The organism is Desulfovibrio sp. ZJ200, from assembly GCF_011039095.1.
Lineage (GTDB): Bacteria > Desulfobacterota > Desulfovibrionia > Desulfovibrionales > Desulfovibrionaceae > Desulfovibrio.
In genome coordinates this window covers 36681-51907 of sequence record NZ_JAAKEH010000009.1, presented here as the reverse complement: position 1 = coordinate 51907, position 15227 = coordinate 36681, and the positions used below count along the sequence as shown (strand labels likewise).

Annotated in this window: 7 protein-coding genes; all 7 read left to right on the top strand. The window is 61.1% G+C overall.

What is annotated here, in order from left to right; genetic code table 11:
- Positions 1 to 356 precede the first annotated feature (356 nt).
- The 7 genes from G7Y52_RS04385 (at position 357) to G7Y52_RS04355 (ending at position 15214) form a co-directional block, all read left to right on the top strand.
- Positions 357 to 1370 (top strand): site-specific integrase, encoded by a 1014-nt coding sequence (locus G7Y52_RS04385; protein WP_241159586.1) that lies wholly within the window; start codon positions 357 to 359, stop codon positions 1368 to 1370.
- Between the two features lie 1085 nt (positions 1371 to 2455).
- Positions 2456 to 9889: a type I polyketide synthase gene (locus G7Y52_RS04380; protein WP_165066684.1), complete on the top strand. Its 7434-nt coding sequence runs from the start codon at positions 2456 to 2458 to the stop codon at positions 9887 to 9889.
- Positions 9886 to 11190 carry an aminotransferase class I/II-fold pyridoxal phosphate-dependent enzyme gene (locus G7Y52_RS04375; RefSeq protein WP_165066681.1) on the top strand — a complete coding sequence of 435 codons (1305 nt, stop codon included), beginning with the start codon at positions 9886 to 9888 and terminating at the stop codon, positions 11188 to 11190. The genes G7Y52_RS04380 and G7Y52_RS04375 overlap by 4 nt, the downstream gene beginning before the upstream one ends.
- 273 nt (positions 11191 to 11463) lie before the next feature.
- Positions 11464 to 12630, top strand: a complete 1167-nt coding sequence (locus G7Y52_RS04370; RefSeq protein WP_206215187.1) for a polysaccharide biosynthesis/export family protein — start codon at positions 11464 to 11466, stop codon at positions 12628 to 12630.
- 1 nt (position 12631) lies between these two features.
- Positions 12632 to 13405 carry an ABC transporter permease gene (locus tag G7Y52_RS04365; RefSeq protein WP_165066678.1) on the top strand — a complete coding sequence of 258 codons (774 nt, stop codon included), beginning with the start codon at positions 12632 to 12634 and terminating at the stop codon, positions 13403 to 13405.
- Positions 13402 to 14070, top strand: coding sequence for an ABC transporter ATP-binding protein (locus tag G7Y52_RS04360; protein WP_165066675.1), 669 nt, complete (start codon positions 13402 to 13404; stop codon positions 14068 to 14070). Before G7Y52_RS04365 ends, G7Y52_RS04360 begins: the two co-directional genes overlap by 4 nt.
- 7 nt (positions 14071 to 14077) lie before the next feature.
- Positions 14078 to 15214 (top strand): hypothetical protein, encoded by a 1137-nt coding sequence (locus tag G7Y52_RS04355; protein WP_206215186.1) that lies wholly within the window; start codon positions 14078 to 14080, stop codon positions 15212 to 15214.
- Positions 15215 to 15227: the final 13 nt, after the last annotated feature.

Genomic DNA, 15227 nt, shown 5'->3' with positions numbered 1-15227 from the left:
GAAAGAGAAAACCAGTGCACTCATAAATTACCTCGCGCTATGAGTGCACTGACAGAATAACCTTGGCAATTACCGAGTTCTGAACCTAAACTGGCACAGAAAAGAGGGGGCTCCCCCTTCCTGCTTCAACCCACCCAAATGGAGCTGACGCCCATAGCGGCAGCAGTATGCCGTCAGACCATGGCCTGTCACTCCTCTTACCGATCAGGAGGCGCTCTATGGCATACCATCCGCTCTTTGCCGCTGCAAATACTCCATCACCATCCGCCCATAGGCGAAAGAACCGTGCAGGACATGCAGCAGGCACACAGAGGCTGGAGGATATTATCCTGTCGCTTTATGTCCCTTATATCCGCATGCGCAAGCGCAGCTGGCAAGTCGATGAGCGCATACTGCGGCAGCATATCCTGCCGATCTTTGCCCGGCATCCGCTGCAAGATATCTCGCGCAATGACGTCGCGGCCTGGTTGGGCTCCCTGGCTGCCAAGGGGCTTGCGCCAGCCACCTGCAACCGCATCCTGAGCGTTTTCAAGAGCGTCTGTTCGCTGGCGGTCATCCGGGGAGTGCTGCCTGTTTCGCCGTGCATGGGCATCGCTCCGTTCCCAATCCGGCAACTGCGGGAGCGATACCTGGCGCGGCATGAGGCACGAAGGCTCTTGCAGGCCCTGCATGACTCCCCGCGCCTGGAGGCCAAGGCCCTGCAGCTCCTGCTGCTGACCGGCGCGCGCAAGAGCGAGATCCTCAAGGCCCGCTGGGAGCATATCCACCTCGAGCAACATCTGCTGACGGTACCCCTTTCCAAGTCGAACCGCCCACGCCATATTGTCCTTTCCGACGAGGCCGTAGCGATTATCCGCCATTTACCACGCCGTCCTGACTGCCCCTGGCTCTTTCCCGGGCGCACAGCGGGCAGGCCGCTCGCTGACATTTACCTGTTCTGGAACCAGTTGCGCCGACAGCTGCATTTTGCCGATGTGCGTATCCATGACCTGCGACATACCTTTGCCAGCATCCTGGTCAATGCGGGCCACTCGCTCTATGAGGTACAACGCCTGCTCGGGCACTGTGATCCGCGCACGACCATGCGCTATGCCCACATGGGGCACGATTCCCTGCTGGCAGCCGCGGGCACCATAGGCACACTCCTCGGGAGTACGCCTGCCGTATCACCTTCGCGCCCCAGAAAAAAGTGGCCCCTGGGCACGAACCGCATCCCCGCCAGCCGCAAGCTGTTGGAGGCATCTGGACCACCATTTCGCCAGCCTCCCCGACTCCCGCCGCCATCTTTCCTGTCAAGGAGAAAAAAAATTACCGCACAGGAAAAATGTTCCAGGCGGTCACATACGCGGCACTTCACCAAAAAATTATAATACCGCGAAAAATCATGATATCATCAACAGACGCACTGTCGATAATTGCTTGGGAAAAATATACCCTAGATAGCTTTTGGGTGCAACCTGTTGCTAGAGTGGACACTTTAGGAGCGATAAAAGCTCATCAATACTTCCATTGACCCTGAACCTGGCAAACAAAGCCAAACTCATGTCCACCATTTTCTGAGAGCGACTGACAACACAAGTACGACGATGGAATCCCGCCAGTCAATGCCTTTGCAAAAAGTTATTCTGTTCCACCTGGCAGGTATTGGCTCTTCCCTGGCACAGTGATCGGGAACCTGTCGCTTCAGCATAGCATGCGTATTTATCCGTAAAAATACGTTTTGTTTTCAGTATATTGATTTTTTACTGAGTTTCAGCAGGGTTTGGGTACTGCGATCACCACATATCCCCCCGATAAAAACTTTGCTTGTATGGTCAACAACTTTCCATCTCCAAATTTGGTGTTTTTTTACTAATAAAATGGTGCATTTCATCAATTTCTTCAAATTTAACTTTTTTTACCAATTCTTCATGTTCTTTTACATAGTTATAATAACCATTTTAATCCATCGCAGTATTGTTTGAGTGATCACACAAATAATTTTACCCGTCATTCGCAGAGAAATGCCAGACAGATAAAACAATAATGCTAATATCTTATCTCGTTCTGATCTTCCCCCTGGGGTCATTTTTGTGAACTGATACAAGCATTCCTCGCAGTTATCGCGTTGTTTGCCATGAAGAAACCCATTTTTGACACATGCGGTTGAACCATACTTTATGCATGTTGGCTCCATATTGCCTCCTTGCCATGCACGGATAACACTTTTTTATCACTTCTCGCTCTAAAAGTCATACACTCCAAGCGATTTTTTAGAGCGTTTTGCTAATGAAAGTAGCTAAAACGCTCTGGCAGGTCGAAGCCATGCCCGCCGCGCGCGTCAGCCGGTGGCGGCTGTGCCGCCTTACGAATGACGACAGCAGAGATAAACGCCTAAGCGAGCGTTTCAAAAGCAATATGCTCCAGGAGCCACCAACAGTGCGTCTGTCGGTAAACCTATGGGGCAACGACTTTCATGAATTCGCCTCAACATCCTACTGCGATTGCCATCACAGGCATGGCCTTTCGTTTTCCTGGCGGCGTGGACGACGAGAGCAGCATGTGGCGCATGCTCAGCAGGGGCAAGCGCGGCATCTCTCGTATCCCGGCGGATCGCTGGCCTGTGGAGGAATTGCAGCACCCCAAGCGCAGCGAACCTGGGCGAAGCGTCACGTTCGCCGCGGGTATCCTGCCCGAGGCAGATCAGTTCGATGCCGGTTTTTTTGGTATTTCGCCCCGCGAAGCTGCCTGGCTTGATCCCCAGCAGCGGCTTTTACTGGAAATGGCCTATGAAGCTATGGAGGATGCCGGGCTAAGGTCGACCGCCCTGGCCGGGAGCCAGTGCGGCGTCTATATCGGCATCTCCGGGATGGAGTACGGCCAGCATGCTCTGGCGGACCTGGCCAGTATGACGGCGCATTCCATGACAGGGAATACCCTCAGTATCGCAGCCAACCGTCTTTCCTATGTTTTTGATCTGCGTGGTCCCTCCATGGCGGTGGATACCGCCTGCTCCTCCTCGCTGGTCGCCCTGCACCAGGCCTGTCAGGCCTTGCGTCATGGCGAGATCCCCATAGCGCTGGCCGGTGGCGTGAGCCTGCTCATGCACCCCTATTCCTTTATTGGTTTCAGCCATGCGTCCATGCTGTCGGCCAGCGGACAGTGCCGTCCTTTTGATGCGGCGGCCGATGGCTATGTGCGCGGTGAGGGGGGCGCTGTTCTTCTGCTCAAGCCTCTCGCACAGGCGCAAAAGGATGGGGACCATATCCATGCGGTCATCCTGGCCAGTGGGGTCAATGCGGATGGTTCCCGCAAATCGGGCCTGACCATCCCCAGTGCCGAGGCACAGGCGGAGTTGATGCGTGACGTCCTTGACCGCAGTGGACTCACTCCGGAACACATTGATTTCATTGAGGCACACGGCACAGGGACGCCCGTGGGGGACCCTGTTGAAGCAGCCTCCATCGGTACTGTCTACGGCGCGGGACGGCAGCAGCCCATTCCCATCAGCTCTGCCAAAGCGAACTTCGGGCATCTGGAACCGGCGTCCGGCATGGCGGGCCTGGTCAAGGCCATCCTTGCCCTGAAGCGGGCCGAGCTGCCTCCGATGCCGCTGGAGTTCACTCCCAACCCGCATATTGACTTCCAGAAACTGCATGTCGTCTGCGCGGCATCGGGCATGCCCCTGCAAGACAGGGCCGTGCATGCCGCCGCTATCAACTCCTTCGGCTTTGGCGGGGTGAATGCCCATCTCATCGTGCAGAGCATGAAACGCCCCGTCAGGGAGGACAGGCAGGATGCCTCCGCGCTTCCTCCCTTATTCCTGAGTGCGCGCACGGATGAAGCCCTGCGGGAGCTTGCGGCGCGCTATGCCGGATACTGGGAGAACGCGGACCCGGCCTTTTACGATATGGCCTATACGGCGGCCTTCCACCGGGAACGCTGGGAAAAACGCCTTGCCCTTTCCGTCAGCAGCCCTGAAGAGGCCGCCCCTGCCCTGCGCGCCTTTGCGGAAGGCGGGCATCCTCCGTCCATCGTCACGGAAGGGGTCCCGGACAGCGGGAATGGCATTGTCTTCGTCTATACAGGCAACGGTTCCCAGTGGACTGGCATGGGGCGCAACCTCTATGCAGAATCCCCTGTGTTCCGTCAGATGCTGGACGAGTTGGACCGGTGTCTGCTGCCGCTGGCAGGTTTTTCGCCTGTCCGCATGCTCCTGCATGGCGAGAAAGGCTGTCTGGACGACACGACAATCAGCCAGCCGCTCCTTTTTGCCATACAGTTGGGCATCACCAGTCTGCTGCAGGAACAGGGGATCAGACCCCAGGCCGTCGCAGGGCACAGCGTCGGGGAGATCGCGGCGGCCTGGGCTGCCGGAGCCCTTTCCCTTGAGCAGGCGGTACAGATCATTCATGCGCGCAGCTGTACCCAGGGGAAGACCCGGGGCATGGGGCGCATGGCCGCGGCCGCCGTCTCCGTGCAGGCTGCCAGGAAAATCATGGCGCAGTATGGTCTGGAAAACGATCTGGAGATCGCGGGGATCAACGCCCCGGGCGACATCACCCTTTCCGGAAGCCCTGAGGCCCTGTCCCGCTTCGGGGAACAGATGCGGCAGCACGGCATTTTCTTCCGCCATCTTGCGCTCGACTATGCCTTCCACAGCCGCCGGATGGAGCCTGTCCGGGACGAACTCGTCCTGAAACTCCAGAGACTCGCGCCGTCCCGGGATACGGATGTCCTTTTTGTCTCCACCGTGACTGGAAGGCCCCGGCCGGGCAGCACCCTCAACCGGGAGTACTGGTGGCAGAACGTCCGCCAGCCGGTCGATTTCGCCGCTGCTGTCCAGGAACTGGGCCGGCGCGGTTTCCGTATCTTTGTGGAGATCGGACCGCATCCCATCCTCCAGCGCTATATCCGGGAAAACCTGACGGCCGTTGGCGTCAAGGGACGCATCCTTTCCAGCCTGTCCCGCGATGATGACCATCAGGCCCGTCTCGCGCATCTGGCCGCGCGTCTCCACCTCCTGAGCGAACAGACCGATCTGCATGCCCTGTTTCCCCGCAAGGCAGATACGGTCAGCCTGCCCCACTATCCCTGGCAGAAGCAGCGCTGTTGGCATCCGCGCACCAGCGAATGCCGCCCTGCCCGGAAACGCCGGCATCCACTGCTCGGCTGGCCGCTGGACGCGGCCTGCCCCACCTGGGAAAATATCCTCGATCCCGCCAGGGATGGATGGCTGGCAGATCACAAAGTAGGCGGGGTCATTGTCTTCCCTGGCGCCGGATATGTGGAGATCGCTCTTGCCGCGGCACGTTTCGGGCTGGGCAAGGAACAGATCACGCTCGAATTTCTCGATATCACGACACCTCTTGTGTTTGAGAACGGCCATGCCCAGTGTGTCCGGTGCAGTCTGGATACTGAAGACGGCTCTATCCGCATATACAGCCGTCCCCGCCTCGGAACCGGCGACTGGACCCGGCATGCGCGGGCGCGCGCCATCGTCCTGCCTGAAAATACGGAATCGGCCGACATAACGCTGCCGGACGGCACGCCCCGGGTCATGAGCCATGAGGCCCTGTATGCCCTGACCGCAAAGCTGGGGCTGGACTATGGCGCCACGTTCCGTGTCGTGGACGAACTGCGCATGACGGAAGGCTGTTTTGAAGCCGACCTCATCCCTTCACGGGAGCATGAGCAGAACTCTATCCTGCCCCCGGCAGTACTGGATGCCTGCTTCCATTCACTGGCAGGGGTCCATGCGGTCCGGGATGCCGGGGCCGCCCTCGCCTTCCTCCCTATCGGCACAGGCAGCATCACTGTCTGCAGCGCCAGGCCCGTATGCCGGATCATCGGCCGTTCACGCCGGTGCGGCCGCCGTTCCCTGACAGCGGGATTCCTGTTGCTGGACGATGCGGCCCGACCGGTTGCGAGAGTCCGCAACTGCCGTTTCCGTGCCGTGCCGCTGGCCCGCGCGGGGCTGGAGCGCGTGGCTGCCTGGACCATACGCCCCTGGCTGGCTCCCCTGGCCACGCGCATCCCCGCCCCCCTGCCGCCCCTGGAAGAGCTGTGCGCTGTTGCCGCAAAGGCCCTTGCCGGCTGCGCTCCACAACGCGAGGTCTGGTTCAAACAGGTCCTGCCGCTCATGGAAGCCATGACGCTCTCGGCGGCTGCCCACTGCCTGAAGGAACTGCCGGACAACGGACAACAATCCGCCGCCTGTGAAGGCTGGCTGCGTGACCTCCTTGCCCGGGAAGGCCTGCTCCCCAAAACTGATGCGGACGGAACCGCTGCTCCCGCGCCCGGGGCCGGGCTCCCGACGTTCCCTGAGCTGTGGTCCGAAGCCTTCCGTCTTGCGCCGCAGTTCTTGCCTGCTCTCCTGCCCCTGGGACGTGTCTGCCGACGCCTGGGCGATGTCCTGCGAGGAGACCTGGACGGAAAATCCCTCCTCAAGCGCATCCGGGAGGCTGTCGTCACCCGTGAAAGCCGGCATCTGGATCCCGCGGTCCAGGGCACGGATACGGCGATCACCGCCATTATCCGCCACCTGGCCACTCTCTGGCCGGCACACAGGCCCCTGCGCATCCTTGAAGTGGCCGCTGCCCCCGGCGCCCTGCCGGAGACCCTGGACATGCTGCTCCAGAAGGACAGCTTCAGCTATCTGCTGGCCCTGCCGGATGATGCCGCGCTGGCGCAGGCCAAAGGCCGTTATGGCCAGCATCCGGCCATCAGGGTCGTTACGACGGACGGCCTGCAAGGGGAGCCCGCTCCCCGGAGTTTCGACATCGTCCTGTTCCGCCATACCCTGCACAGCTTCCCGGATTATGACGCCATGCTGCGCCATATCCGCACCCTGCTGGCTGACGGAGGCCTCCTGCTGGTCGCGGAGCGTTATCCCGACTGGAGCACGGATCTTGTGGAAGGTCTGGAGCCTGCCTGGTGGCACACGGCTCCGCACAGCGGCCGGGCTCTCTCTTCGCTGTCAGGTCCACAAGCCTGGCAGGGCATCCTTGAAACTCACGGCTTCGGCGCCTGCCGCATCTTCCGTGAGCCTGCGGCAGATGACCTGGCTGAAGGAGCGTTCCTGCTTCTTGCCGCTGCCCCTGCCGACAGGGATGCGGCGGACACGGAAGAAAAACAGCCCGCTGTCTGGTTCCTTCTGACAGATGCCATCTCGGCCCCCCTGGCCGAAAACGTGAGCCGCTATCTTCTGGCACACAGCCAGCAGGCCGTCTGCTCCTGCGATGCGGCAGACATTGCCGCTGCCCCGGTCGACCATGTCATCTTCATGCTCGGTCATGGCGACAGCACGGACAAGGTGACGGATACCCTCGACCGCCTGCGTCATTGCGCTCACCTCTGCATGCGGCAGGCAGCCTGCCCGCCCAGATTGTGGGTCCTGACGCGGGGCGGCTCTCTGGCGGCCGTCCTGCCGGACGATCACACTGCCTGCCCCGCCCAGTGCGCCGTCACCGGCCTCGGCCGCGTCATCATGCAGGAGTACGGCGGCTTGCGCTGCACGCTCGTGGATATCCCCGCGACAGGGACTTGCCCCGATCTGGTCGCACGTCTTGGCAGGGAATTCCTCACCAGCACGGAGAGCGACGAGATCCTGCTGACGCAGCAGGCGCGCTATGTGCTCAGGGTGGACAGCATGCCCCAAAAGGCTGTCCGGGCCGTCACGGAACAACGTTGCCGTCTGGACTTTACCGTGCCGGGCAGACTGAACAACCTCTGCTGGCAGCCGGATACGGCCCGGGAGCCTGAAGCGGGGCAGGTTGAAGCCCGTGTCATGGCCGTGGGGCTCAACTTTCGTGATGTCATGCTCACCATGGGCCTGCTGACCGATGAAGCCGTGGAAAACGGCTTTGCCGGTCCCTGCCTCGGGCTTGAATTCTCCGGCATAATCACGCGTGTGGGCGAAGGCGTCCAGGATCTCCGCGCCGGCGACCATGTGGCGGGCTTTGCCTCCAACTGCTTCGCAAGCCATGTTACTCCCCCCGCGCATGCCGTGACGCGCATCCCCGGGGACTGGCCCTTTGAAACGGCTGCCACGATCCCGACCGTCTTCTTCACCGCATGGTACGCCCTCAGGCATCTGGCCCGCCTCCAGCCCGGCGAGAGCGTCCTCATCCATGGCGCGGCCGGCGGCGTGGGGATCGCGGCCATCCAGATCGCGCGTTTTCTGGGGGCAACGGTCTTTGCCACGGCGGGAAGCGATGAAAAGCGCGATTTTCTGCGGCTCATGGGCGTTGCGCACATTTTTGACTCCCGCAGCCTTTCCTTTGCCGATGATGTTCTGTCCGCTACGGGCGGGCAGGGCGTGGATGCGGTGCTCAATTCACTGGCCGGTGAGGCCATGCGCAGGAGCATCAGCCTGCTCAAGCCCTTTGGGCGCTTCCTGGAGCTGGGAAAACGTGACTTCGTGGAAAATACCGGCATCGGCTTGCGCCCGTTCAGGGAAAACATCAGTTACTTTGCCATTGATGTTGACCAGCTGCTCACAGCCCGGCCGGAGATCGCGGCCCGGCTCTTCCAGGAAGTCATGCAGCTGCTGCGCTCGAAAGACCTCGTCCCGCCGCCCTGCCGCTCTTTCCCGGCAGATCAGACCATAGCTGCCTTCCGGGCCATGCAGCAGGCACAGCATATCGGCAAGATCGTCGTCGATATGAGCGCCCTGCCGCCGGTCCATGCCGGACAGACCGCCCCGGAAGCTCCGGACAGCGCGCGCACCTGGCTGGTAAGCGGCGGCCTTGGCGGCTTCGGTCTGGCAACGGCGCGGCATCTGGTCAGGCGCGGCATCAGGAATCTGGTACTGGTGGGACGTCGCGGCATGTCGACGCCGGGTGTGGAAGAACTTCTGGAAGAATTCCGGACCCGGGACGTCAACGCACGGGCCGAAGCCTGTGACGTGACGAATCCCGCTGCCGTGCGCAGTCTGATCGGGCAGGTGACGGCGACCATGCCGCCCCTGGGAGGCGTCATACATGCGGCTGCCGTCTTTGATGACAGATGGCTGGCGCAGATGGACAGGGAAAGCCTGGACAAGGTGATCTCTCCCAAATTGCGCGGCGCCTGGAACCTGCATGAAGCCACACGCCATCTGCCCCTGACGCATTTCGTGCTGTACTCCTCCATAAGCGTGGCCCTGGGGAACCCCGGCCAGGCCAACTATGTCGCCGCCAATGCCGGTCTTGAAGGGCTGACGCGGCTGCGCCTTGCCCTGGGCCTGCCCGCGCTCTGCATCGCCTGGGGCCCTGTCGGCGATGCAGGCTATCTTACGCGCCACGACACTGTGAAGAAAAGTCTGACGCAGCATCTCGGCAAGGCCCCGCTCACGACATCCGAAGCCATGAACGCGCTGGACAGGGTCTTCGACGAGAGCGGCCTGCACATTCTGGCGAACATTAACTGGCAGACAGTCATGCAGATGTTCCCTGAAAGCAGTCCCCGCTTTGGCCTGGTGACCCACAGCGAAGATCCGGCCGCGCTTCAGGACACGCCGGATATCCGGCAGCTCCTGGCCGAAAAATCCCCTGCGGAAGTTCTGGACATCATACGTCGTCTCAGCATCGACGAAGTGGCGCAGGTTCTGGGCCTTGCCACGGAGCAGGTCGCCACGGACCGCGGGATGCAGTCCATGGGCCTGGATTCCCTCATGGCGGTCGAACTTGCCGTCGGCCTTGAGCAGCGGACCGGCGTCCGCCTGTCTGCCATGATGCTTCAGGATTCCCCCACAGTGGACCAGATCGCGGAACGCATCGTCGCCCGCCTGACCGGGACTGTGGACGAAAATGTCAGTGAAGACGCCCTGCTTGCCGATCTGGCCCGCCGGCACGCCGTCGATCTCAATGAAAATGAAACGGCCACTATCCTGAATGGCGCAGTTGCCGAGGGGGCCCGGAAGGCATGAGTTCTTCTTTCACACTCATCAGCAGCATCCTGCAACGGAAGGCTCACAAGGCCGGCGATGCCAGACAGGCGCGTCCGCATGGTGCAACGCCCCCTGTGGTCGATCCTGATCTGACCGGCTTTGCCAGCCATCCTGCGCTGGTGAAGTTGCGCATGCTGACCGCTGCGGCCGAACGCCTCGGCATAGGCAATCCTTTTTTCAAGGTACACGAAGGCAGCGGGGGGGCTGTGACCAGGATCGAGGGGAAAGAATACCTGAACTTCTCCCACTACAACTATCTGGGGCTCAACGGCCACCCGCAAGTGAACAGGGCCGCCCTGGAGGCCATCGCCCGCTACGGGACCTCTGTGGGCGCCAGCCGCCTGGTCGCCGGGGAGCGCCCCATCCAGAGGGAACTGGAAAAGCAGCTTGCCGCCGTCTATGACGCGGAGGATTGCATCGTCTTTGTCAGCGGCCATGCCACCAATGTCAGCACCATCAGCACCCTGTTCAGCTCTGGCGATCTCATCCTGCATGACAGCCTGATCCATAACAGCGCGCTGGAGGGCATCCGCTTGTCCGGCGCCACACGCCGGGCCTTCCCCCACAACGATCTGAAAGCTCTTGACGCGCTTTTGGCGTCCTCCCGTCTTCAGTACAAACGTGTCCTCATCGTGGTCGAAGGTCTGTACAGCATGGACGGGGACATGCCCGATCTGCCCGCCCTGGTGGCGATCAAGCGCCGTCACGGCGCCCTGCTCATGGTGGACGAGGCGCATGCGCTGGGCGTCCTCGGCGCCACAGGCCGCGGCAGCGCGGAACATCACGGTATCGCCGGGACCGATATTGATATCTGGATGGGGACCTTGAGCAAGACCCTTGCCGGCTGCGGCGGTTACATCGCCGGCTCCCGGGATCTGGTGGACATTCTGAAATCGGCCGCGCCCGGTTTCGTTTACAGCGTCGGCATTGCCCCGCCTCTGGCCGCCGCGGCCCTGACGGCCCTGCGCATCATGCGGGGGGAGCCTGAACGTGTCCGCCGGTTGCAGGATCGCAGCGCCTTCTTCCTGCGTCTGGCCAGCAAGGCCGGTCTTAACGCGGGCACTGCCCGGGGTTACGCCGTCATCCCCGTCATCCTGGGCAGCTCACGCAAGGCCATTGCGTTGTCCAATCAGCTTTTTGCGGAGGGCATCAATGTACAGCCCGTCATCCACCCCGCGGTAGAGGAAAAAGCGGCACGTTTGCGCTTTTTCGTGTCTGCCCTGCACAGTGAACGCGATATTGAACAGGTCTGCCGCTCGCTGGCGCGGATGGTTCACTAGAGCAATTTCACTTTGAAATTGCTCTGGCGGCCGCGGGAGCGGACGCCCGCGCCGAATGAGCGTCCAGACCGCGTTGCGGTAGCCGTTAGCAAGCTTTGCTTGCTTACGGATAGCGACAGCGGTTGCGTTGGCTGGCTGCCGCAGTAACCAGTTGCTGTCTTCATCCGTAGCTTCCTTCGTCGCAACGGCTGAAGCCTGGGCGCGAAATGATGGCAGCGCCGCTTTTGAAATTGAATAATTTCAAAAGCAAAATGCTCTAAAAGGAACCCACTGATGCCCCAAAAACATCCCATGATCCCCGGACTGATTTGCGGCCTGCTGGCTATCCTGCTCAGCGGCTGCGGGATCATGCCCAACTCCGGCGCCAGCCGCATGCAGGTGCAGCGGGCGGCATCGTCCAAAAATCTTGCCGGGGTCCTGGTAAAAGAGGTCGATGCTGCCCTGGCGCGCAAGCTGAGCGCCGAAAAGCGCTCCAAGGCCTTCGCGGATGTTTTCGGTGATGCCAGGCCCCGGGAATATCTGATCGGCGCGGGTGACAGCATCGTCATCAGCATCTGGGAAACGCCGCCCAGCATCCTGTTCGGCAGCAATGCCCTGACAGCTTCCCCGGCAGGCGCGCTGAGCGCCAGTGCCGAGGCCCTGCCGCCCCAGATGGTCATGGACGACGGCACAGTGAACATTCCTTTTGCCGGGCGCATCAAGGTCGCCGGGCGTTCCGTGCGGGCCGTGGAAAAAGAGATCACAGGCCGCCTGCAAGGCAAGGCCAACAACCCGCAGGTCATGGTGCGCGTGTCCGGCAGCCCCACGTCGCAGGTGGTCATCATCGGCGATGTGGCCAGGAGCGCCAACATGCCCCTGACCCCCAAGGGAGAGCGCCTGCTGGATGCTCTGGCCAGCGTGGGCGGGGTGACCCAGCCGGTGACCAGGGTCTCCCTGCAGCTGACGCGCGCGGGCGTCTCGGCCACCATGCCGCTGGATACCATCGTCCACGAGCCCAAACAGAACATCCCCCTGCAACCGGGTGACGTTCTCACGGCCCTGTATCAGCCCTGGACCATCTCTGTGCTGGGGGCCACAGGACGCAACCAGGAGCTCCCCTTTGAGGCCCGGGGCATCTCCCTGGCCCAGGCGCTGGCCCGGTCCGGCGGCCTGAACGACAATCGCGCCGATCCCGGCGGGGTTTTCGTTTTCCGTTTTGAAGACGCGTCCCTGGTGGATGCGCCTTCTGCCGCCAACGGCAAGATCCCTGTGGTCTACCAGGTCAATTTCAACGATCCCGGAGCGTTTTTCGTCACGCAAAACTTTCCCATGCAGGACAAGGATGTGCTGTATGTCGCCAACATGCCTTCTGCGGAGCTCGAGAAACTCCTGCGCATGGTGGGCATGGTGCTGACGCCTGCCCTTAATCTGGGACGCTATCAAGTACAGGTTTCGGAATAGCATGAACGGCCCTTTCACCAATACCATCACAGTCTGGCAGGCGCTCTTCCTGCGTGAGGCCCTGGATCGCTTTTTCGGCAGCCGGGCGGCCTGGAGCTGGCTCATCATAGAACCGGCCATGCATATCGGCTTCATGAGTGCTGTCTGGGGGATGATGCGCAGAAACAGCATGGGAGGGATTGACGTTTCCATGTGGATCATCCTGGGGATGCTGTCCTTCTTCCTTTTCCGGCGCACAGGTGTGCAAACCCTGCACGCCCTGGACTGCAACAAGGCCTTTTTCGCCTTCCGTCAGGTGCGCCCTTTTGATGTGGCTCTGGTGCGGGCCGGAGTGGAAGCCTTTTCCATGTTCTTCATCTCCCTGTGCATCCTTGGGGCGGCGGCCCTGCTGGGGCTGGATGCCCTGCCGGACGATCCGCTCACGGCGCTGGCGGCTCTGGCCGGTCTGTGGCTGTTCGGCCTGGGCTACGGGCTGGTGACCTCGGTCAGCATGCGGCTTGTCCCGGATTCCGGGCATATTTTCCAGATAGTGATGATGCCCCTGTACCTGATCTCCGGTGTCATTGTGCCTGTAACATTTATCCCTCTCCCCTATCGCGAGTGGCTGCTCTGGAATCCGCTGGTGCATGGACTGGAGCTTGTGCGCATGGGCTTTTTCAGCAACTACCATACGCTGGATGTCAGTTTCGGCTATCTGTACGCCTGGGTCCTGGGCAGCATTGCGCTGGGGCTGCCCCTGTATCGCGGGCTTGAGACCCGACTGGTGATGCAATGATCTCCATTGAAAACGTGCATAAACGCTATACGACGCGACGTGGCGCCGGTGACTGGGTTCTGCGCGGGGTGAATATGGTCATCCCCACAGGGCGCAGCGTCGGGCTGGTGGGCGTCAATGGCGCGGGCAAGTCAACATTGCTGCGCATCATCGGCGGAGCCGACTACCCTACCCGGGGTCGGGTGCGCCGTTACTGCCGTGTCTCCTGGCCCATGGCCAACGGCGGCCTGGAAGGCACGCTCACCGGCCGCCAGAATGCCAGGTTCGTCTGTCGCATCCACGGCTTTCAAAAGGAATTGCCCGAGCGCATCGCGCGCATTGAGGACTTTGCCGAACTGGGAAAGGCCTTTGACGATCCCATCCAGACCTATTCCTCCGGCATGCGGTCCCGCCTGCAGTTCGCGCTTTCCCTGGCTTTTGATTTCGACGTGTACATCTCTGACGAAGTCACGGCCGCCGGTGACGCGGCCTTTAGCAAAAAGGCCAGGCAGGCCTTTCAAAACCTGGCGCATAAGGCCAGCATCATCATGGTGGCCCACAATGACGCTACCCTGAAAGCCTTCTGTGAATCCGGCATCCTGCTCAAGGACGGCAAGGCGACCTGGTTCGACAAGCTGGATGATGCCCTCCTTGCCTATACAGAAAGTTATGAAGATGACAGATAATGCCAATATGACGTCTCTCCCCCAGGCAGGGGAACAGGAGGGGCAAAGCGCGCTGCGTGTGAACGTGCTCTTCCGCTGGCTGGCGCGTTCTATCCTGCTCCTGAGCCTGCTGAGCACATGCTTCTGGCTGTTTTCTTCTGACCGCTATGTGTCGGAAGGCATCGTTATCGTCCAGAATACGGAGCAGATTTCCGCCCCCGGTTTTGACCTGACGACCATGCTGGGCGGCATCGGCAAGGCCAACAGCTCGGACCAGCTGCTGCTGCGCGAGCATCTGCTCTCTGTCGACATGCTCAACAAGCTGGACGCGGCCCTGGATCTGCGCTCCCACTACAGCGACTCGCGCCGGGATTTCGCCTCACGCCTCTGGTTCAGGGATGCCTCCATCGAATGGTTTCATCGGCACTACCTCTCGCGCGTTTCCGTGGGATACGATGACTATGCGGGAGTCCTGCGCATCAGCGCCCAGGCCTATGATGCCGGGACGGCCAAGGCCATTGCCGACATGCTGGTCAACGAGGGCGAGCGCTTCATGAATGAGATGAGCCACGCCCTGGCCAGGACGCAAGTGGCGTTTCTGGAAAAACAGGTAGCGCTGGCGCACGCCCAGGTGTTGCAGGCCAGCAGGGCCCTGCTGGATTTCCAGAACCAGAAGGGCCTTGTTTCTCCCAGGGCCACAGTGGAGAGCATCCACACCATCATTGGCAAGCTGGAAGGGCAACGTACCGATCTTCAGACCCAGCTGGCTTCCCTGCCCCGCACTCTGGATCGCAACCATCCGACCCGGAGATCCCTGCAACAATCCCTTGCCGCCGTGGAGCGGCAGATCGCGCAAGAACAGGCCAAGCTGGCCTCCACGAGCGGCAGACCGCTCAACTCGCTCATGGAAGAGGAGCAGTTGTTACAGCTGGATCTGAACTTCAAGCAGGATCTTTACAAGACATCGCTCGTGGCGCTGGAAAAAGGCAGGATGGACGCCGCCCGCGCCCTGAAACAGGTCTCCGTGTTGCAGGTTCCTGTCCTGGCGGAATACGCCTGGCAGCCGCGGCGCATTTATGGCGTGGTCGCGACCCTGTGCATCACGCTGCTTGTGCTCGGTATCGTGGGTCTTTTGAAAGCCGTTATTCTGGACCATGTGGACTAGAGCGGTTTGCTGA

Bases quoted from the DNA above. Each gene is read 5' to 3' on its own strand.
- G7Y52_RS04385 (WP_241159586.1), top strand. From the start codon at position 357: ATGCGCAAGCGCAGCTGGCAAGTCGATGAGCGCATACTGCGGCAGCAT.
- G7Y52_RS04380 (WP_165066684.1), top strand. From the start codon at position 2,456: ATGAATTCGCCTCAACATCCTACTGCGATTGCCATCACAGGCATGGCC.
- G7Y52_RS04375 (WP_165066681.1), top strand. From the start codon at position 9,886: ATGAGTTCTTCTTTCACACTCATCAGCAGCATCCTGCAACGGAAGGCT.
- G7Y52_RS04370 (WP_206215187.1), top strand. From the start codon at position 11,464: ATGCCCCAAAAACATCCCATGATCCCCGGACTGATTTGCGGCCTGCTG.
- G7Y52_RS04365 (WP_165066678.1), top strand. From the start codon at position 12,632: ATGAACGGCCCTTTCACCAATACCATCACAGTCTGGCAGGCGCTCTTC.
- G7Y52_RS04360 (WP_165066675.1), top strand. From the start codon at position 13,402: ATGATCTCCATTGAAAACGTGCATAAACGCTATACGACGCGACGTGGC.
- G7Y52_RS04355 (WP_206215186.1), top strand. From the start codon at position 14,078: ATGACGTCTCTCCCCCAGGCAGGGGAACAGGAGGGGCAAAGCGCGCTG.